The 19,605-nt window shown below is 52.2% G+C and carries 20 protein-coding genes; 11 read left to right on the top strand and 9 right to left on the bottom strand.

Annotated features, from left to right (window positions below; translation table 11 throughout):
- The first annotated feature begins 169 nt into the window (after positions 1 to 169).
- Both RIN69_RS16145 and glk read left to right on the top strand, forming a co-directional pair.
- A complete protein-coding gene (locus RIN69_RS16145) occupies positions 170 to 1,825 on the top strand; it encodes an alpha-keto acid decarboxylase family protein (protein ID WP_313853046.1) in 1,656 nt (551 codons plus the stop codon).
- A gap of 157 nt (positions 1,826 to 1,982) precedes the next feature.
- Complete coding sequence (gene glk, locus RIN69_RS16140) at positions 1,983 to 2,948, top strand: glucokinase (RefSeq protein ID WP_313853045.1); 966 nt, start codon at positions 1,983 to 1,985, stop codon at positions 2,946 to 2,948.
- A gap of 51 nt (positions 2,949 to 2,999) precedes the next feature.
- On the opposite strand, the gene RIN69_RS16135 is transcribed toward glk, so the two are convergent.
- From RIN69_RS16135 to RIN69_RS16125, 3 genes are all read right to left on the bottom strand, one after another.
- Entirely contained in the window at positions 3,000 to 3,737 is a 738-nt protein-coding gene (locus RIN69_RS16135) for a LytR/AlgR family response regulator transcription factor (RefSeq protein ID WP_313853044.1), read from the bottom strand.
- A gap of 25 nt (positions 3,738 to 3,762) precedes the next feature.
- On the bottom strand, positions 3,763 to 5,445 hold the full coding sequence (locus tag RIN69_RS16130) for a sensor histidine kinase (RefSeq protein ID WP_313857773.1): 1,683 nt from the start codon (positions 5,443 to 5,445) through the stop codon (positions 3,763 to 3,765).
- Positions 5,446 to 5,612: 167 nt separating this feature from the next.
- Complete coding sequence (locus tag RIN69_RS16125) at positions 5,613 to 6,854, bottom strand: DUF1479 domain-containing protein (protein WP_313853043.1); 1,242 nt, start codon at positions 6,852 to 6,854, stop codon at positions 5,613 to 5,615.
- A gap of 134 nt (positions 6,855 to 6,988) precedes the next feature.
- Here RIN69_RS16125 and RIN69_RS16120 point away from each other — a divergent pair, with 134 nt between their 5' ends.
- Both RIN69_RS16120 and alaC read left to right on the top strand, forming a co-directional pair.
- Positions 6,989 to 7,516 carry a GNAT family N-acetyltransferase gene (locus RIN69_RS16120; protein WP_313853042.1) on the top strand — a complete coding sequence of 176 codons (528 nt, stop codon included), beginning with the start codon at positions 6,989 to 6,991 and terminating at the stop codon, positions 7,514 to 7,516.
- Positions 7,517 to 7,636: 120 nt separating this feature from the next.
- Positions 7,637 to 8,848, top strand: coding sequence for an alanine transaminase (alaC, locus tag RIN69_RS16115; RefSeq protein ID WP_313853041.1), 1,212 nt, complete (start codon positions 7,637 to 7,639; stop codon positions 8,846 to 8,848).
- A gap of 58 nt (positions 8,849 to 8,906) precedes the next feature.
- Here alaC and ypdK read toward each other — a convergent pair whose 3' ends face one another.
- The 3 genes from ypdK to RIN69_RS16105 form a co-directional block, all read right to left on the bottom strand.
- A complete protein-coding gene (ypdK, locus tag RIN69_RS22945; protein ID WP_156322224.1) occupies positions 8,907 to 8,978 on the bottom strand; it encodes a membrane protein YpdK in 72 nt (23 codons plus the stop codon).
- A gap of 198 nt (positions 8,979 to 9,176) precedes the next feature.
- A complete protein-coding gene (locus RIN69_RS16110) occupies positions 9,177 to 10,205 on the bottom strand; it encodes an HlyD family secretion protein (RefSeq protein ID WP_313853040.1) in 1,029 nt (342 codons plus the stop codon).
- 2 nt (positions 10,206 to 10,207) lie between these two features.
- Positions 10,208 to 11,812 (bottom strand): MFS transporter, encoded by a 1,605-nt coding sequence (locus tag RIN69_RS16105; protein ID WP_313853038.1) that lies wholly within the window; start codon positions 11,810 to 11,812, stop codon positions 10,208 to 10,210.
- A gap of 165 nt (positions 11,813 to 11,977) precedes the next feature.
- On the opposite strand from RIN69_RS16105, the gene RIN69_RS16100 reads away from it, so the two are divergent.
- From RIN69_RS16100 to RIN69_RS16085, 4 genes are all read left to right on the top strand, one after another.
- Positions 11,978 to 12,766 carry an IclR family transcriptional regulator gene (locus RIN69_RS16100; protein WP_313853036.1) on the top strand — a complete coding sequence of 263 codons (789 nt, stop codon included), beginning with the start codon at positions 11,978 to 11,980 and terminating at the stop codon, positions 12,764 to 12,766.
- A gap of 11 nt (positions 12,767 to 12,777) precedes the next feature.
- Positions 12,778 to 13,230, top strand: coding sequence for a universal stress protein (locus tag RIN69_RS16095; RefSeq protein WP_313853035.1), 453 nt, complete (start codon positions 12,778 to 12,780; stop codon positions 13,228 to 13,230).
- A gap of 63 nt (positions 13,231 to 13,293) precedes the next feature.
- A complete protein-coding gene (locus RIN69_RS16090; RefSeq protein WP_313853034.1) occupies positions 13,294 to 14,145 on the top strand; it encodes a hypothetical protein in 852 nt (283 codons plus the stop codon).
- 252 nt (positions 14,146 to 14,397) lie between these two features.
- Positions 14,398 to 14,679 carry a putative periplasmic lipoprotein gene (locus tag RIN69_RS16085; RefSeq protein WP_313853033.1) on the top strand — a complete coding sequence of 94 codons (282 nt, stop codon included), beginning with the start codon at positions 14,398 to 14,400 and terminating at the stop codon, positions 14,677 to 14,679.
- Positions 14,680 to 15,029: 350 nt separating this feature from the next.
- Here the strand turns inward: RIN69_RS16085 and RIN69_RS16080 are convergent, their stop codons facing one another.
- Positions 15,030 to 15,188: a hypothetical protein gene (locus RIN69_RS16080; protein ID WP_313853032.1), complete on the bottom strand. Its 159-nt coding sequence runs from the start codon at positions 15,186 to 15,188 to the stop codon at positions 15,030 to 15,032.
- Between the two features lie 276 nt (positions 15,189 to 15,464).
- On the opposite strand from RIN69_RS16080, the gene RIN69_RS16075 reads away from it, so the two are divergent.
- Entirely contained in the window at positions 15,465 to 16,355 is an 891-nt protein-coding gene (locus tag RIN69_RS16075) for an SMP-30/gluconolactonase/LRE family protein (protein WP_313857772.1), read from the top strand.
- A 33-nt stretch (positions 16,356 to 16,388) separates the two neighbouring features.
- Here the strand turns inward: RIN69_RS16075 and RIN69_RS16070 are convergent, their stop codons facing one another.
- Both RIN69_RS16070 and RIN69_RS16065 read right to left on the bottom strand, forming a co-directional pair.
- Positions 16,389 to 17,624 (bottom strand): L-lactate MFS transporter, encoded by a 1,236-nt coding sequence (locus RIN69_RS16070; RefSeq protein WP_313853031.1) that lies wholly within the window; start codon positions 17,622 to 17,624, stop codon positions 16,389 to 16,391.
- Positions 17,625 to 17,930: 306 nt separating this feature from the next.
- Entirely contained in the window at positions 17,931 to 18,089 is a 159-nt protein-coding gene (locus RIN69_RS16065; protein WP_313853030.1) for a hypothetical protein, read from the bottom strand.
- Positions 18,090 to 18,298: 209 nt separating this feature from the next.
- On the opposite strand from RIN69_RS16065, the gene RIN69_RS16060 reads away from it, so the two are divergent.
- Complete coding sequence (locus RIN69_RS16060) at positions 18,299 to 18,547, top strand: hypothetical protein (RefSeq protein WP_052897134.1); 249 nt, start codon at positions 18,299 to 18,301, stop codon at positions 18,545 to 18,547.
- Between the two features lie 249 nt (positions 18,548 to 18,796).
- Positions 18,797 to 19,531 carry a PAS domain-containing protein gene (locus RIN69_RS16055; protein ID WP_313853025.1) on the top strand — a complete coding sequence of 245 codons (735 nt, stop codon included), beginning with the start codon at positions 18,797 to 18,799 and terminating at the stop codon, positions 19,529 to 19,531.
- Positions 19,532 to 19,605: the final 74 nt, after the last annotated feature.

Here is a 19,605-nt window from a genome sequence, read left to right as displayed (position 1 = left end):
GTATGCGTTTACACTAATCGGTTCCGCGCCCTGCATCGCAACTTACAGAAAATTCCGCACGCGTAACGTTCAGTTTCCAGCATCTGTTGTTTCAGCATCGATCGGCAGGTCGCTGTTATGGCTATTTATCCAATACTTAAAGCTCAGTCCGCTCGTAAGGAGTCCGATAATGAGCATTACCACGGTTGGCGATTATCTGCTGCATCGACTTAATGAAATCGGTATCGATCATCTTTTTGGCGTTCCCGGCGACTATAATCTGCAATTTCTCGATCATGTGATTGACCATCCGCGGCTCGCCTGGGTCGGTTGTACCAATGAGCTGAATGCTGCCTATGCCGCCGACGGTTACGCCCGCTGCAAACCTGCCGCTGCGCTGCTTACCACCTTTGGCGTTGGCGAATTAAGTGCGATTAACGGCATTGCCGGCAGCTATGCCGAGTATGTACCGGTAATACATATTGTGGGGGCGCCTTCACTGAGCGCCCAGCAGCAGGGTGATTTGATTCACCATTCGCTGGGGGAAGGAGATTTTACGCCGTTTCTGCGCATGTCGCAGCCGGTCAGCGTTGCGCAGGCGGCGTTAACCCCGGCTAATGCCTGCGAAGAGATTGATCGCGTGCTGGCTGAAGTGCTGGTGCAGCGCCGCCCCGGCTATCTGTTGCTGTCGACTGACGTGGCGGCATCTCCGGCGGACTTGCCGCAGTCAGCGCTAAGCTTGCCAGCGGCTGCGGATTACCGCGCCGCGCTGGCGGCGTTCAGCGACGCGGCAGAACAGATGTTGGCACAGGCGAAAAGCGTTTCGCTGCTGGCCGATTTTCTCGCCGATCGTTTTAAAGTGACACCCGAGCTGGCGAGCTGGCTGCAACAGGTTAATTTGCCGTATGCCACCTTATTAATGGGCAAAGGCGTGCTGCCGGAACAGCTGCCGGGTTTTGTCGGGACCTATGCCGGTGCCGCCAGTATTGAGTCCACGCGCCGCGCCATTGAAGAGGCGGAGGTGATAATTGCCGTCGGCGTGCGCTTCAGCGATACCATTACCGCCGGCTTTACCCAGCAAATCGATCCGCAACGGTTTATCGATATTCAGCCGTTTTTCAGCCGGATTGGCGACCGTCAGTTTGATAACCTGCCAATGCAGGCGGCCGTTGCGGCACTGCACCAGCTAAGTTTACATTATCAGCAACAGTGGACCCACACCGCGCCCGCCCCACCGGCGCTGCCGCCGGCGTCAGGGGCGAAACTGAGTCAGAATGCGTTCTGGCAGGCTATGCAGAATTTTATCCAGCCGGGTGACCTGCTGGTGGCCGATCAGGGTACTGCCGCGTTTGGTGCCGCCGCGCTGCGCCTGCCGCAAAATTGCCAGCTGCTGGTACAGCCATTATGGGGATCGATTGGTTACAGTTTACCGGCAACATTTGGCGCGCAAACCGCCGATACCGAACGGCGGGTGATCCTGATTATCGGCGACGGTTCGGCGCAGCTGACCATTCAGGAGCTGAGTTCGATGATGCGTGATGGCCTGAAACCGATTATTTTCCTGCTGAATAATGATGGCTACACGGTAGAACGGGCCATCCATGGTGCTGAGCAGCGCTATAATGATATTGCAGCCTGGAACTGGACCCAACTCCCGCAGGCGCTGAGCCTGCATTGTCCGGCACAAAGCTGGCGGGTGGTCGAGAACGTTCAGCTGACTGAAGTGATGAAGGTCATTGACGCCAGCCCGCGTTTATCGCTGGTAGAAGTGGTATTGCCACAGATGGATGTTCCGCCGTTGTTGCAGGCGGTCAGCGCGGCCTTAAATCAGCGCAATTCATGCTGATTTTCAGAAAGATGCCAGTGGGCAGCCCGCCCGCTGGCATATAATGTAGAACGCGCTTTTTTCAGTCAGACGCTCGCCTTTCTTCCCGGTGAGCGTTGTTGTTTTATCGGGGGAAATTTATAGTGGTACTCATTGACGTTAACGGAGCAGCAGAATAATGACAAAATATGCTTTGACAGGCGATGTTGGCGGCACCAACGCACGCCTCGCCCTGTGCGAGGTGGAAACGGGCAACCTGTCGCAGGTCAAAACTTTCCCGACATCAGAATATGACAGTCTTGAAGCCGTGATTCGCGTCTATCTTGAAGAGCAACAGCAGGATATTAAAGACGGCTGTATCGCTATCGCCTGCCCAATAACCGAAGACTGGGTCGAGATGACCAATCACGACTGGGCGTTTTCCACCCGTCAGCTGAAAGCAAATCTTGGTTTTGAGCATCTGGAAATTATCAACGACTTTACTGCGGTATCAATGGCAATCCCGATGCTGTCGGCGGCGGATGTCATCCAGTTTGGTGGTAAAGATGCAGTTAAAGACCGTCCGATTGCGGTTTACGGTGCCGGAACCGGCCTCGGCGTGGCGCACCTGGTGCACGTCGATAAGCGCTGGGTGAGTCTGCCGGGCGAGGGCGGTCACGTAGATTTTGCGCCTAACAGTGAAGAAGAAGACCTGATTCTGGAAGTGCTGCGTGCGGAAATCGGCCATGTATCCGCCGAACGCGTGCTGTCCGGGATGGGGCTGGTCAATCTGTATCGGGCGATTGTTAAATCAGATGACCGTGTACCAGAAAACCTGTCGCCGAAGGATGTTTCTGCGCGTGCGCTGGAAGACAGCTGTATCGACTGCCGTCGGGCGCTGTCACTGTTCTGCGTGATTATGGGGCGTTTTGGTGGCAACCTGGCGCTGACGCTTGGCACTTTTGGCGGCGTGTATATCGCCGGGGGTATTGTGCCGCGCTTCCTCGAATTCTTTAAATCCTCGGGTTTCCGCGCGGCTTTTGAAGATAAAGGGCGTTTTCGCGACTACGTTACCGATATTCCGGTGTATATGATCACCCACGATCAACCGGGCCTGCTGGGTGCCGGAGCGCATCTGCGTCAGACGCTGGGGCGCGTGCTGTAACCGCTGATTTTCCCGCCGGGGCGGCGTTCTCGCCGCCTAAGCCCGCGGTGATTACAACCGCATTAGCTGGCGGAATGCCTTAACCTTACTTCTGCTGACCGGCACCTGAAAATCCAGATCGCGCAGCTTCAGAATATAGGTATTGTTGAACCAAGGCTCGATTTCGCGAATTTTACTCAGATTAACGCACCAGGAGCGGTGGCAGCGGAAGAAATACTCTTCCGGCAGGCGGCTGCAAAACTCGGTGATATTCATCGACATCACGTACTCTTCACGCCGTGTATAAACAAACGTCATTTTTTCATGCGCTTCAGCATAATAAATATCGTTAATATCGGTGACGATAATCCGATCATCTTTCTCTAAATTGATGGTCATCGGTGTGTGACGCGCCTGCGGGGTGCCAGCGGTTTGCGCCTGCTGATTCTGCTGGTGGGTCAGTTCCAGCTTGCGCAACATGGTGACAATCCGCGACTCATGGTATGGCTTGAGAATATAGTCGAAGGCTTCCAGCTCAAAGGCTTCTACCGCATGTTCTTTATAAGCGGTGATAAATACAATCAGCGGCTTATGGGTGAATTTGCTGATGTTTTGCGCCAGCAATACCCCATCCAGTGATGGAATGTTGATATCGAGAAAGATCACGTCGACCTGATGATTTTGCAGATATTTCAGCACGTCGAGACCGTCATCAAAACGGCCTTCAATCTTAATCTGGCTATGTTGCTGAATCAGCCAGCTTAGCTCTTGCTGAGCCAGAAACTCATCTTCAACAATAATCGCATTCACAAGTTATTCCCCAAAAAACGGTGCATCACACCGAAAGTGAACCATTATTTTCTGTCAGCGAACTGCCATTTTTACTGACGTAGAAAGCGATTTCTGTCCCGGGATTAAGCCGGTAAATCTGTAACCCTTCACCGTACAGTAACTTCACGCGATGATGCACGTTGAGTAAACCAATTTTATTGCCCGGCATTTCGTTATTTTCGACGCGTGCTATTACTTCGTCACTGATGCCATTCCCGGTGTCGCGTACCGAAATACGCACCCGGTTACCCTGATCCTGTACTGCCAGCACCACCACGCCTTTGCCCCGGCAGGGCTGAATGCCGTGCACGATGGCATTTTCCACCAGCGGCTGGATTAACAAACTCGGCACTTTACAGGCGACATCTTCATCGACTTCATAAATTACCGTCAGTTTGTCACCGAAGCGTGCCTGCTCAATCGCGATATAATCTTTAACTTGATACAGCTCTTTCTTGATATCGATAGCGTCATCATCGCTGAACTCCAGGTTATAGCGCAGATAGCGTGACAGATTGATAATTAACTGACGTGCAGTATCCGGATTCAGCCGAATCGAAGAGGAGATGGCATTCAGCGCATTAAACAGAAAGTGTGGATTAATCTTGCTTTGCAGCGCGCGCAATTCAGCTTTATTCGCCATTTCACGCAGCTGCTCGGCGCGCGAGACTTCCAGCTGGGTCGAGATAATCTGCGACAGCCCGATAGCCATCTCCTTCAGCGACCAGGTAATTCGGTGCGCGTGGCGGTAATAAATTTTCAGCGTGCCGGTCACTTCGCCTTTTTCCCGCAGCGGAATCACAATCATAGAGTGAATATCTGGCGTGCGGTGCGCTTCATCATTGTTCTTAATGATAATTTTCCCGCTGGCAATTGCCTGCGCAGTAGTCGGGCTGATGCCATCATCGCCGTTATGATAGTTGTGCTCGCCAAAGCCAACATAGGCAAGAATCTGATGTTTATTGGTAATTGCCACGGCATCGGCATTAATATCGCAGCGGATAATATCGCAGACCTTGCGTAGCGACTGGCTGTTGACCTGGCGAAACAGCGGCAGGGTTTTATTGGCGATATCCAGCGCCAGCTTGGCCTGCCGCGCGGCAATCGCCTCTTTTTCGCCCTCGACGCTCTGCACCAGTAATACAATTAAGCCAATGCACACCGCGCCAAGAATCATCGGCAGGGCAATTTCCGATACGATAGCCAGACCGAGTGATTTAGGTTCGGCCCACAGCACAATCAGCAGCATGGTCAGTGACTCACACAGCATGCCGCCAATAATACCGACGCTCCACTGTTTGTCCTTCGCCACTTTCAGGTTGATCCAGCCAGCGATAAATCCGGCGGCAATACTGGTGACTAAACAGGGAACCGACGTCACGCCGTGAATATCGATCAGAAAACGGTGAACCCCGGCAATGACGCCGGTAGCAATGCCAACCCACGGGCCAAACAGAATCCCGCCGGACATCACCGCAATCACTCTGACGTTAACCAGCGATCCGTCGACGTTAATGCCGGTCCAGGTGCCAAACAGCGCAAACAGTGAAAAGATAGCGGTAACGGCAACCAGCTCCTGACGCGAATGCTGATCTTTTTGCAGTAACTGGCGAAAGTGACGCGTGCGCGTCATAAAGAATAAGCTGATTAACATCAGCGCCGCGCGGTCAAACACCGCCAGCAGCATGTCAAAGATGGATTGCACAGGCATCCCGCAAGGCTAAAGTTGAAGCCACAATAATAAGGAAACTCATGGTAATGTGCCAGGCAACTGCGCGGAAGATTGCCGCATCGCGGCTTAAGATCAATTTTGCTGCAATAAATAGCGGGGCGAAAGCCTTCGCCCCGTCAACGTCAGCCTTTAAGTTGCACTTTTCCTAATGCTGTCAGGCTCTGTTCACCAGCGCGGCCAGTAAAATCGACCTCGAAGTCATCGGCGGCAAAGTCCGGCGGCGACCTTCCCTCAACAAACGCCGGCCACTGGCGGTGCAGATAAGCGGCGTTTTTCTCACACCAGGGCGCGGCAGCGATATACATCACGTTACTGTCAAACTCGCCATGATGCTCGTTTTCCACCGCATGAATCACATCGCAGTGCCAGAAAACCGTGTCACCCGGCTCCATATCCGGAATTGAGGAAATCCCTTCCAGTAAAAGAGGATGCCAGCTTTCACTGACCGATAATGCCCGGCCAGGGGCCGCACCACACAGATCGTCTTCCGGCACGTCATCCTGTAGCGCACGCAGCAAAATATAGGCCATGGCGTTGGCTACCGGCAGTAACCGCAGCGTACCGCCATGCTGGCGTTGCGGCGTCAGCGCCGTCCAGCCCTGAAAAGTACGAAACATCGAACAGACCGCCGGTGACGGGCATTCGCGCACTTCGGTACGTTTTTCCGCATCAAACGGATTATATTGCTGCCAGTTACCGCTGAATACCGCGCGGTATACATGACGGAAGTTCTCATCCAGCCAGCGCTCAATCGAACCGCCATCCACATGTGGCGACAGCCCCAGTGACGTGGAGTTTGGCGGGCGGCGACGGGTGCGATCGGCATAAGTCACCACGCGCTGCGGATCAAAATGCTGCTGACCGTGGCTTTCGCTTTGCCACAGGCTGTTAAGAAACACCTGAACTGCGGTCATGCGCGCATGCTGGCGCGCTTCCACCTGTGGCGCAGACCAGTAAATGCCATAGATTTGTGGCTTACTGGCTTTCAGATCGCCAAAATAATTATCTTCCGCCGCATGTTTGAGTCGTTCGACAAAATTATTCCGCTCAAGGTAGTCACCCACTTCCTGATTCCACTGGCGCGCGGTCTCCTGCGGGAATACGCCACGAATGGTGCAGCAGCCGCGTTGCCTGACCCGCTGTTTCTGTTGTTCGCTAATCCGCCCCTGGATAATGTCTTCCGCGTCCAGTTGCGGCACCGGATGTTCGCCCGCAGCCTGCGCGCTATGCAGTTGATCGATCTGCCGGCGCATATCCGCTTCAACTTGTTGAAATACGTCACGGTAATCAGGCAGCTCAGCGCGTAACTTGATCTTGATCTCACGAATGGCGGTGGGTATATCGTCGATATGTAGTGATGGCATAAGATGTTCTCCGGGTCTGTTTTACAGCTCAGAATATTTTTCTATTGGTAGGTTCGTAGCCATCAGAACGCAAAAAAGCGGAATTAAACAGGGTTGAGTTTATAACTAAATTTCCCCTTATCAGGGAGTGTGCTATGCATTTGACGACGGAACGGTTGGTATTAAGCAAGCTGCAACCGGAAGACTGGCAGTTATTTAACGCGCTGCACAACGATAAACAGGTCATGCGCTGGATCAGTGAGATCCCTTCGCACGCAGATATTCTTCAGCGATTTAACGAGCGTCTGGCCCCGTGGCAAACCAGCAGTTATCACATGTTGTGTATGGTGCTGCGGCTGCGTGAAACGGGTGAAGCGCTGGGAATGCTGGGCGCTAATGCCGACTGGATTCCCTGGCGTCAGGTTGAAGTCGGTTATTCATTGCTGCCGCAACATTGGGGAAAAGGCTACGTCAGTGAGGCCTTACAATTGATGTGTCAGTTTTTAACCGTTCAGTGCGAATTCCACAAACTGAAAGCCTCGGTTGTGGAAGGGAACTGGGCGTCACGGCGGGTACTGGAGCACAGTGGTTTTGAGCTGGAGGGGACACTGCGGGATAATTATCTGCTGCGTGGGCAGTGGGTAAACGATTGGGTGTTTGGTCGGCTGAATAATGCCAATTGAAAAAATTTTATCCTGCCCCCTCGACAGCCTGGCAAACAGTGCGATATGTTCATTCCTCGACCACCGCAGTGGTCAGCGTCGCTCGGACGGTCCGGGCGCTTACGTAAATCAGAGGATGCTATGGCTGACAACGGCTCAACTCGTCGTTTTTCTCGTATTGAACGTCTCCCCCCTTATGTGTTCAACATCACTGCTGAGCTGAAAATGGCTGCGCGTCGGCGCGGCGAAGATATTATTGATTTCAGCATGGGTAACCCGGATGGCCCCACGCCACCCCACATTGTCGAAAAACTCTGTACCGTTGCCCAGCGCGAAGATACTCACGGTTACTCGACTTCGCGCGGAATCCCGCGCTTGCGCCGGGCGATCTCCCGCTGGTATGCCGATCGCTATCAGGTAGATATCGATCCAGAGTCGGAAGCTATCGTTACCATTGGATCGAAAGAGGGGCTGGCGCATCTGATGCTGGCAACGCTTGATCATGGCGATACCGTACTGGTGCCGAATCCCAGCTATCCGATTCATATTTATGGCGCAGTCATTGCTGGTGCTCAGGTGCGCTCGGTGCCGCTGGTAGCCGGCGTCGACTTCTTTAATGAGCTGGAGCGGGCGATACGCGAAAGCTATCCGAAACCGAAGATGATGATCCTCGGCTTTCCGTCTAACCCGACCGCGCAGTGCGTCGAGCTGGATTTCTTCGAGCGGGTTATCGCGCTGGCAAAACAGTATAACGTACTGGTGATCCACGATCTTGCCTACGCCGATATCGTGTATGACGGCTGGAAAGCGCCCTCAATTATGCAGGTGCCGGGTGCGCGTGATGTGGCGGTTGAATTCTTTACCCTGTCAAAAAGTTACAATATGGCCGGCTGGCGCATCGGTTTTATGGTAGGCAACAAAGAGCTGGTCAGCGCGCTGGCGCGCATTAAAAGCTATCACGATTACGGCACGTTTACGCCGTTGCAGGTGGCCGCAATTGCCGCGCTGGAAGGCGATCAGCAGTGCGTGCTTGATATCGCCGCGCAGTATAAACGCCGTCGCGATGTGCTGGTAAAAGGTTTGCATGAAGCGGGCTGGATGGTTGAAGTGCCAAAAGCGTCAATGTACGTCTGGGCGAAGATTCCCGAGCACTACGCACATTTAGGTTCGCTGGAGTTCGCCAAGCATATGTTGCAGGAAGCGAAAGTCTGCGTGTCACCAGGTATCGGTTTTGGCGATTACGGCGATACCCACGTGCGCTTTGCGCTGATTGAGAACAGCGATCGTATTCGTCAGGCGGTCAGGGGAATTAAAGCGATGTTTCGTGCTGACGGTGTTATCACGTCTGAGTAATGAAAACGTTATGAAGGGGCGGCGATTTTCGCCGCCCTGACAGAATGCCTGCGCTGTATTAAACCATTAACATAAAAGTGCCGACCCAGATGCACAGGAAGAAAGAGATTCCCATCAAAGCGTATTTCACCAGATAACTCCTCTGAGCAGTTACGACAGTGGTGATCCCAGGCCCACGTAACGCAACAGATTGAGAGAAAGATGTGCTTATTAAGGTGCATCACGCTTTCATCTCAGGTTGCCCCGGGAAACCCGGAGCAGGATCGGGACTAATCTACGCTGAAATATCTGTAAAATAAATAGTCTTGTTCTGAGACGTTCTTCACAATTATTTAACCATAATCTGCGGCACCACTGACATTCCGACGCGCAGGCGGGAAAGGTCCGGCTGGTCGGCATCCAGCACGATTTTAACCGGCAAACGCTGTACCACTTTGGTGAAATTACCGGTGGCATTATCCGCCGCGATAGCGGAGAAAGTGCTGCCGGTAGCTGGCGCAACGCTGTCAACGTGCCCGCTAAAATGGCTACCGGGAAGGGCATCGACTTCAATAGAAACCGCCTGACCCGGCTGCACATTAGCCAGCTGCGTTTCAAGGAAGTTCGCCACCACATAGCTTTGCTGTAGCGGCACCACTGCCAGTAAACGCGTACCCGCCGAGACAAAAGCCCCCTGACGCAGTGAGCGCTGACCAATCACGCCGTCAACCGGTGCGGTAATGCGGGTATAAGAGAGGTTTAACTGAGCCTGATCGACGCTGGCCTGCGAGGCGGCAATATCCGCTTTCGCCTGCTTCAGGCTGGCCTGCAAAATCCCCACCTGCTTGGTTGATGCCAGCAGCGCGGCCTGATCCTGCTGCACCTGCGCGGCGGCGGAGCGCATGGTCGAGCTGGCCTTTTGCTGTTCGTCGGCGGTAGCGGTACCGGATTTCAACAGCTGACGATAGCGGTCGGCATTTTGCCCGGCGTAGCTGAGCGTTGCCTGGCTGGAGCTAACGGCGGCACGGGATTGGTTAATCACCGCTTGTTGCTGATCCAGCTGAGCTTCAATGCTGATGAGCTTGGCCTGACTGATCTGCAGATTGGCATTGGCGGTTTCCAGCGCCACGCGATAGTCGCGGTCGTCCAGCGTTGCCAGCAAATCGCCAGCCTTAACCTGCTGGTTATCGGTGACATTCACGTTGGCGATATAGCCAGAGATCTTCGGCGCGACCAGCGTGTAGTCGGCGGTAATATAAGCATCTTCGGTGCGATAATTTTTTTGCGTCATCGTCGACCAGATAAACAGCGCTATCGCCAGCAGCATAACCAGCAGCAGCGTCAGCAGAAGAGTTCGTTTTGCAGGAGTGAAACGCATAATCATTTTCCCGGGGTGTGCGTGACAGATTGAATAAGAGTTTGCGGCGGCCAGACGCGTTTTGGCAGCCAGACGGTAAGCAGGACCAGCAGTATTGCGAAGCCAATCAGCATCAGGTAGCTGTCACTGATGCTCAAAACCACACTCTGATGTTTTACCAGCGTGGCGAAGTGGCCAATATTTTCCGCCGAACTGATGCTGCCGTCTGGCAGCAGCGGAGCGGAGCTGCTGGCGCTGGCGGCTGAATCAGCCGTCATCAGCCACGAGCGGTTTGCCGCCTGATCGAGCAGGTTATGTGAATGAAACTGCTGGCGATGGCTGAGAAACCATTCAACTAATGCGCCCGCGGCGACGCTGGAAAAACCGCGTACGGTATTAAACATCGCCGAAGCAAACGGTCCTTCCGGCGGCAGAACGACGCTGGTGGCACTCATCAGCACCGAGACGATCATCATCGGCTGACCAAACGCCTGCATAGCCTGAATCATCCAGAAATTTTCCCGCGCCCAGTCGCTGGTCAGCTGCGACCCCATCAGGCAAGAGGCCGCCATCAGCGCCGCGCCCAGCGACAGCATCCAGCGGCTGTCTATCCAGCGTAGATTAAGCAGTGCCGCCACCAGCGGCGCAATAATCAGCTGCGGCAAGCCAATCGCCAGCGCCAGCGGCGCAAACTGCGCGGTGCGAAAACCCTCAACCTGAGCAAAATAGGCAGAAGGCAGCGCCGAGCCGGATAGCGCAATGGTCAGCACGATGGCCAGCACCAGCAAGCCATGTGCGAGATTGGTGCGCCCCAGAATCTGCAGTTTGAACAGCGGCAGCGGATGAAACCACTCGTTAATAAAGAACACCAGCAGCAGGGCCAGCGAACTGAGCAGCATCGCGCAAATTAGCGGCGAGTTCAGCCAGTCCAGCCGTTCACCTTGCGTCAGCGTCATCACCAGCAGCGCCATTCCGCTACAGCCGGTCAGCATGCCGAACAGATCGATTTGCTTAAAGCGTTCGAAACGGGTGGGATCCTGCGGCAGGCCCCAGGCGATCAATAATCCGGCCACTATCATTGGCGGGATCACCTGCCAGAAAACAAACTGCCAGCCTACCGAGTCGGTCCAGAATGCCGCCAGTGAAGCGGCCATATTGGGTCCGAAAGTTGCGGTTAACGCATAGGCGCTCAAACCAAACAATTTTATTGGCGGCGGCAAAAAGCGCAGGGCGACGGTCATTAACAGTGGCGGCAGCGCCCCGCCAAAAATACCCTGTAAAACGCGCAGGGCGATAAACAGCGTAATATCCGGCGCGAAGGGCAGCAGTGCGCCGGTCACGGCAAAACCGATCGACACGCCAATGGCAAAGCGGCGCAGTGAAAGAGTGACGGCAAACCACGGTGCGATCATCATGGTGGCGACTTCAGCCGCCTGATAAACCGTCGTAATCCAGCTACCCTGGTCATAGCTGATGCCGAGTGCCGCGCGCACGTCAGCCAGTGCAATATCACTGACGCGATCGTTTAAACCCGAGGTGAGCGCAGCGATCAGTACTCCCACTAAACCGAGCGCCAGACGCAGGGTAAAAGGATGGGGGACCGGTGCCGCAGCGGGCTGGCCGTTCATAGCAGATGCTCCATAAGAAATTATTATATTCGGTGCACTGTATTGCGATGTGATACAGCGGGCTGCATATTACATCGTGGTTTGCTGTATTGCAATGTGGTACATGCTGTAAAAAGTGCGCAAGAAGCGCTAAAGTATCTTTGCCCTGATAATAAAGAGAACATCATGTCTGTATCTGAAAACCCTCAACGCCGCGACGATGAAAAAGCGGGTGGCATTCAGGTCATCGCTCGCGCCGCGAAAATTCTCAATGCCTTAGGTGAACAATCAAATGGCATGAGCCTGGGGGAAATTGCCCAGGCGGTGGATTTACCGCGCTCGACCGTGCAGCGTATTGTCGCTGCGCTTGATTCTGTCCAGATGGTGCGAATTCAGGGGGCGGGCGGCGTGCGCCTCGGGCCTGCGCTGCTGCGACTGCTGTCCGGAGTGCATACCGATGTGGTTGAAATCGCCAAACCCTATTTACAGACGCTGTGTGATGCGACCGGAGAAACCGTATCGTTGTCGCGCGCCAGCGGCACGCAGCTGGCAATTTTGCATTACGTGGTCGCCGATCGCGAGCTGCGGGTGGTGCCGCGTATCGGCCTTAATCTGCCACTGTACAGCACCTCGGGTGGCCGCGCGCTGCTGGCGCTGGAGTGTGATGACGATGCGCGCACGCTGGTGGGTGAGGCGTATATGGCGATAACGCAAAATACGATTAAAACGCTGCCAGAGCTGCTGGCACACTTGAAAGAGGTGCGCCAGACCGGCGTCTCTTACGATCGCGGTGAAACGCTGGAGGGCATCTCCACCATGGCGGTGGCGATTGATACCGTGCTTGGGCGTTTCAGCATTTCATTACTGGTGCCCTGCGCACGTTTTCAGCTGAATGAAGCACTGTACCGTGCTGAAATTCTCAAGTGCAAAGAGGCAATGACGCGTGAGATTGGTAAAATTACCGCTCGCGATTAAGGGAGAGAGAGATGAAAACGCTGTTAGTGGCAGTCGATAATTCAGATGTAGCCCGGAAAGTGGTTTCGCTGGCAACCGAACAGGCGCTGGCGATGCAGGCTGAAGTGGTGGTGATATGTTGTGTTGATCCCAGCTACTCAACTCCGGCTGGCCCGCTGGACATTACCGCCGGGGAAGATCCGGCAGATTTTGGTGCTGCCCAGGATGAGCAAAACACCGCCGAAGCAGCAGTGCGACACGCGCTGGCGCAACTATTGCGTGCCGGCATCAATGCGCGTGGCCGGGTCGTGGCGGGTGAGTCGGCAGAAACCATTGTGGCACAGGCAAATGAGCTGCAAGCCGCGATGATTATCATGGGACGTCGTCATCTGTCGCCATTCAACCGTCTGCTGAAAGGCTCGGTCAGTGCTGCGGTCATCGAACGTGCGCATTGCCCGGTGCTGGTGGATGTGCGCGCAGAATAACCCTCTGCCTGGGCGGTGCGCCACGCGCCGCCTGAAATCTCAGTCTGACTCGGGAAACCTGTTTTGAATAACCCAACCCTGATCCCTTCGGTTATCGCGCTGTTGGTGCTGTCACTGCTGGCATTGTTGCTGGTTAAAAAAGGTAAAATTGGTCGCCTGAGCGCGCTATTATTGGTAATTATTCCGCTGGTGGTGGGCAATGGGGTCTGGCTCGGCTGGATTTATCCGCAGCAAAAACAGCATCAACAGCAACAGCAGCTACAACAACAGCAACAACGGCAGGCGGATAAAATTGCTGATGCACAGCAGCAGCTGGCCGCGACGCCGCCGTACAGCACCATCAGGCAGCAGCAGCCAGCGCTGTATAAGCAGATAAATGAGCAATTAGTCGCTGCGGTACGCGCCGGAACTGACCCGGACAAAGCAATAGGCCAGCTACGCCCAATGGTGGCTGAACTGCTTAATCAGCGGGTAGGTCGCGCAGATGACGACAGCATCATCAACTATATGCGCCTCTCGGTCAGCCAGATGGAAAACCTGCGGCAGCAGAATGGGGAGCTGTGCTTTAAGTTTTTGTTCCCGCAAATCCGCGGCGGTGTGAACAGCGAAGAGCTGTTGCCGCAAACGTTACTGCAACAGGATCGGCAACAGATGGATGCGCTGCTACGCGCCAGTCAGGGGGCAGAGAAGCCGATCGATATTGCGCAGGCGCGCCGGAGTCTGCAAAGCATTGTGCGGAAGCTATATGCCAAATGGGGCAGCGATCTGCAATTGCTGAATTCTCCCACTGACAGCCGTGTCGAACCTGAAAAAATGTGCGATATGACCATCGATCTCTACAGCGCGGTGTTGGCACTTCCGACCAAACAATCCGCCAATGTTCTGCGTATGATGCTGAGCACTAACGCCGGATAACAGATAAAAAAAAGCCCGCTCGCTGCGGGCTTAAAGGTCAATTCATTGTCATTATGGTTAAAAAACCTGGTGTGGCACAGACTGGCTTTCGCTGTCTGACAGCATAATCTCACCAGTGCCAGGATAGCGCCATTCGGTTAATTGAATCGATTCAATCGGCAAAAATTTCCAATTTTTCTGACAATTAAGCTTCTGTCCGATTGTTGCCTGCTGCCGGATTGCTATCATGCCGCATCAAAAAGAGGAAAAGTGATGAAAATCAAAATTATTAGCGCAATGGCGCTGCTTTTATTAGCGGGATGTACCTCCAGCAAACCCGGTGCCTTCGAGAGAGTAGACGAAGACCCGCTGTCAAATACCGTGCAATATCGCTTTAATCCAGAAACGGTTAACCGTGATGCGATGCTCAGCGATCTGACAAACTATTGTGTCAACAAGGGTTTTGATATCGCAGAACCGTTACCAGAGCAAAAGAGTCATGTTCCGGGATTGAAGAAGGTGTGGTATCAGTGTAATTACAGCATTAAAGGCTAATCCTCTGCGTAATTAAAGCCGCAGCGGCGTTGGCTGCGGTCGCTCACCCGAATCACTGACTTGAGTCAGCTCATCGGGATTCTCTCCTTGCCGCCTTGCTGCAACTCTAATTACTTTGAGGATTTCCGCGGCGTAATTAAAGCCGCAGCGGCGTTGGCTGCGGTCGCTCACCCGAATCACTGACTTGAGTCAGCTTATCTGGATTCTGTTCTTTTTCGTCGCTACAAATAATAAGGGCGGGAAAAATTCCCGCCCAAGTTTACTGCTTTATTTTCTTATATTGCTGTGTGCAGGCTTTGCCCACGGATATGAGACCCTGGTGTGGCTCATATTTTTACTGAATTCTTCACTTATCTGCCGCGATGGTGTCCGTGACCATGTCCACCACCGTGCCAGCCGCCGCCGCCGCCATGCCAGCCACTATTGTGATGATGCCCTGGTGCGACGATACACCCACTTAACATTGTCATCAGTGCGACGACTGAGACCGCTTTAATTATTTTTTTCACGGTGTAAATCCTTCCTCTTTTCAATGACTACAACTTTACGAAACAAAAGTGGAGGAATAATGCCTGCTTTGTAGAGTTATTTAATAAGATATTTAAAAATATTTCAGTTGGAGTTTTTGACAGGGCAGTAAGCGGATTGGAATAAGAATTAACTGAATAAGATATCATAATATAAGGCGTATTCCGAAAAGCAAAAAGAATTAGATAATCATTCTCATCTGAAATCCAGCTACAATAAGTGGCACCATTGTGGAATCAGGACATAAAGAGGGAAAGATGGCTTATCAGGTTGAATGTGTGCTGCCGTTGCAGGCTGAACTGGGGGAGTGTCCGCTATGGTCGCCGGAACATCAGGTGCTGTGGTTGGTGGATATTCTGGCACCGGCGATTCATCGTTTTCATCCGCAAAGTGGTGAGTGCCAAAGCTTTCCACTGACTGAAGAGGTGGGCTGCATCGGTCTGCGTGCCGGTGGCGGTATCGTCGCTGCGCTGCGTAGCGGCGTATGGTTCCTCGATGAGCAGGGAAAAATCGAACGGAAAATTGCCGATAACCCAGGCGAGGCCAGCAAAAGCCGCTTTAACGACGGCCGGGTTGATCCCTTTGGGCGCTTCTGGTGTGGCAGCCTGTGGGAGCCGCAGGATCGCAACGGCGGCAAGTTATGCTGCCTGGATTCTCAGCTCAACCTGACGGTCGTGAATGACGATGTGAAAATTTCCAACGGGCTGGCTTTCTCACCAGACCGCCGCTGGATGTATCACAGCGATACGCCGAATGAGGTGCTCTGGCGCTATCCCGTTGACCCAACCAGCGGTGAAGTGGGCGCGCGTAAGGCGTTTAAACGCTTTGACTCTCAGCAGGGTGGTTTACCGGATGGCGCGGCAATCGACAGCGAAGGCTACTACTGGTCGGCAATGTTTGATGGGGGACGCGTGGTGCGAATTCATCCTGAAAGCGCTGAAATTGTTGATGAAATCATATTGCCGGTACGTTGGCCGACAATGGTGGCTTTTGGCGGGGAAGATTTGAAAACCCTGTATATCACCAGTTCTCGTGAGGATCGTACCGAAGAAGAGCTGGAGCGTTATCCACTTTCCGGCAATGTGTTCGCCGTGCGGGTAGAGGTAGCTGGAATGGTTGAACCGCTGTTTCGTTATCATCAGCGTTAAAAGCACGGGCCGGAGATTCTCCGGCCCGTTGAATCAGGCTTTACTTTGTTGATAAGCCGTTTTTACTTTCGCCGGCTGATGCGGCAGGCGAATGGTGGTGGAGATAATCAGCGAAATCACCAACAGCGTCATAATCAGGCTAAAGGTCACGGTGAAGCCGCCAAACAATGAAGCAATCAGTGAGCCCATCACGCTGCCGATACCAAAGCCGAGATAAAGTACACCGTAGTTTTTCGTCAGGTTATTCAGGCCAAAGAAGTCACTCACCAGCGACGGATAAACGGTAATGGTGCCGCCAAAACTAAAGGCCACACAGGCAATAGAAATAAAGAAGGTGGTTTGATTCATACTGGTAAACAGCAGAATGCTCATGCCGACCAGAGAAACCACCTGTGCCAGCGTAATGACCCGGATACGCGCAATCTTATCCGACAATACCCCAAGAATCAGGCGTCCGCTGAGGTTGGCGATGGCGATAATCGTGACCGCATTGGCCGCAGTTTGCGTACTGAGATTCACCAGCCCTTCGCCAATGTCTTTTGCCACGCCGATAACATACAGGCCACTCATACAGGCAGTCAGAAACATTAAAGCCAGCAGCCAGTATTGCGGCAGACGCATGGATTCAGCCAGCGAGAAATCACGCACGCTCTCTCCGCTGCTGGTGGTGGTATTCGGCTGCTGTTTTGGCGCATCTTTCATCAGTAATGCACCGGTAATAATCATCACCATCGCCATGCCGCCCCAGATAATAAAGGTGGTTTCCAGGCTATTTACGCTTAACAGATAACTACAGATAAATTTGAACCCCAGGCTGCCTAAGCCGTAGGCACCGATTGCGCAGGCAGAGATCAGCCCTTTGCGCTCCGGGAACCATTTTACACAATTGGATAGGGTAATCAGATAACCAGCACCGTCCGCCAGGCCGACCAGCAGGCCTGCACTGAGGTATAACATAAACAGGCTGTTGGCATGAGCGGTAAGGAAGAAGCCGACCGCCATCAGCAAACCGGCACCGATAGTGACGTTACGCACGCCAAAGCGTTCCTGCAATTTGCCGGCAACCGAAGAGGCAAGCGCCAGCCCGAGGCTAAGCAGACCGAAAGAGAAGGCGACCTGACTGATGGGGGCGTCCAGCTTTTGGGAAAGCTGACTGTTAAACAGGCTCCAGGTATATACCGAACCCAGCGCAAACTGAGTAATAATGGTGCCAAACAAGGTAAGCCAGCGCGTGCGATTATTGGGATTCACTGCCGTCTGCGTACTCATAGGTATTCTCCCGGTGGGGAATGCTGAAATTACAGTAATAGTAAGTTGCCGCAGCGGGGAACGGGGGAATCCGGCATGAACTGACGCAGGCGCGGAATGAAATGCATTGAAAACAGCATAAACGGCATTGATTACGCTTTTCTGCCCTTAGAAGTGGGCGGGGAAGGCGTTAAATAGGTTATCGGTACGGAAATTTAATGTAAACGGTTTTTGCGCTGAAGCAGCATTCTGCTTACCTTTTCAGCGGAAAAACAACGGCTGAGTAACTTGCTATCCGGTTACTCAGCCTGAGAAAACCGTCAGCGATTATCGCGACGGTCTGTCATTAAGCGGATACAGCAGATCTTTAACGATGGCGATGCGTTGTTCTGGCGTCAGATAGAAAATACCCGGCATTTTTCTGCGCTGGGGTTCATTGCGCCAGAGGCGCTCGAGCTGTTTTAAAAAAGCAGTTGTAGAGTGCATAATGGCCTCCCGTGATGTTAATCAGGAAGATAAGCGGTTAAACGCGGAACAAATAGTGATGGAATAATTAAATATCTTCCGGGTTTATTGATGTTTCTGAAACAGCCAGATAATTCTGAATAGCGTTTCAAAATGTTGCTCAGTGCCGATTATTTCGACCTGTAACCGATTTTTTTGCCAGGCTTAAAGTCCCAACAACAGGAGGCTATATGAAAGACCGAGCATATGAATCCGCATCAAACGAGGACGAGGTCTGCTGTTTAATCGGTCAGGCTGTAATTGAACTGAGTGATGCAAACCAACCTGTCAATAAATCCACGCTATCGCTTAAGTTATTGTCGATGGCTGACAGGGACAGTGATGATGATAAAGTGATTCTTTACTGGATTGCCAGAAAGGCCATCACTCAACCCCATAAGTTCAATATTGGTGTCACGCGCTGGGCAAATACCCAGTAGCTGAATGGCAAGCAGGGATGCTTGCCGAAAAGCGTAGCGCTCAATTTACCCGAGCGTAACCCCCCTGATAATTTTCATCCTAAGTAATCAGCCATCCTGCAGATAGCCAATCAGTGTAACAACGGATAAAGCGCTATCTTGTGGTGACTGTTCGAAAAGTATACGATAGCGTAATGCCTGTACTTAGATACAGGTTTGGTATGGAGCCATGGTGGGCTTCTAATGGAGTATTTTATACAAGGAGTTAATATGACTGAGCTCGTAGAAAAGAATCAGTTAAACAGAAAGGCTTCACAATTAATATTACCTGGAATGTTAATACGTACTCTTGATCAATTTCAAGAGCCTTATTTTATAAAGGATCTTGATTCAAGATTCATTTATGCCAATTTTGCAACTGCGAAACTTACTGGTCTTCGCTCACCCGATGAGATGCTTTACAAGCGAGAAAATGATTTTCATTCTCGCCTTACGGAAAATGAGGTTATTGTTTCAGAATGGCAAGCGCAGGATAAAAAGATATCGCAAAGCAGAAAGGCATTAATTTTGCTTGAAATTCATCCTAAGGCTGTTGATTTTCCTTATATTGTTAGGAAATTACCTTTTTATGATGATGATAATCAGTGCGTAGGAGTGATTACATATTGCAGAAACCTTGAGGTTTTCACTCTTAAAGATTTTGTTAAAGGTAATACCCCTGGATCCTTACTATTAAGTAAACCTGATGATTTTTTTACTGAAAAAGAATGCGAAATTATATTCCTAAAACTTCAAGGAATGACTAGCAAAGAGGTAGGAAATAGATTACATCTTTCATCAAGGACTATTGATAATCGTTTGAAGTGTTTGTACGACAAGGTAGGAGTGAATCACTTTGATGATTTTAGTGATTTTTGCGAAAGGCGAGATTATAATCGATATCTGCCTAAAAAGTTTATTCTGCAGCAAAAAATAACCTTTGAAAAGAAGTTAAATCAGCTATAACTTCAATTAATTTATGAGAAATTAAAAATATTGGCATGCCTTAAGATTGAAAATTATTATAGATAAATATAAAG

The sequence above is a fragment of the Winslowiella toletana genome (genome assembly GCF_032164335.1).
In the GTDB taxonomy this organism is placed as follows: domain Bacteria; phylum Pseudomonadota; class Gammaproteobacteria; order Enterobacterales; family Enterobacteriaceae; genus Erwinia; species Erwinia toletana_A.
The sequence above is the reverse complement of the archived record's forward strand: the minus strand, read 5'-3'. Positions and strand labels throughout refer to the sequence as shown.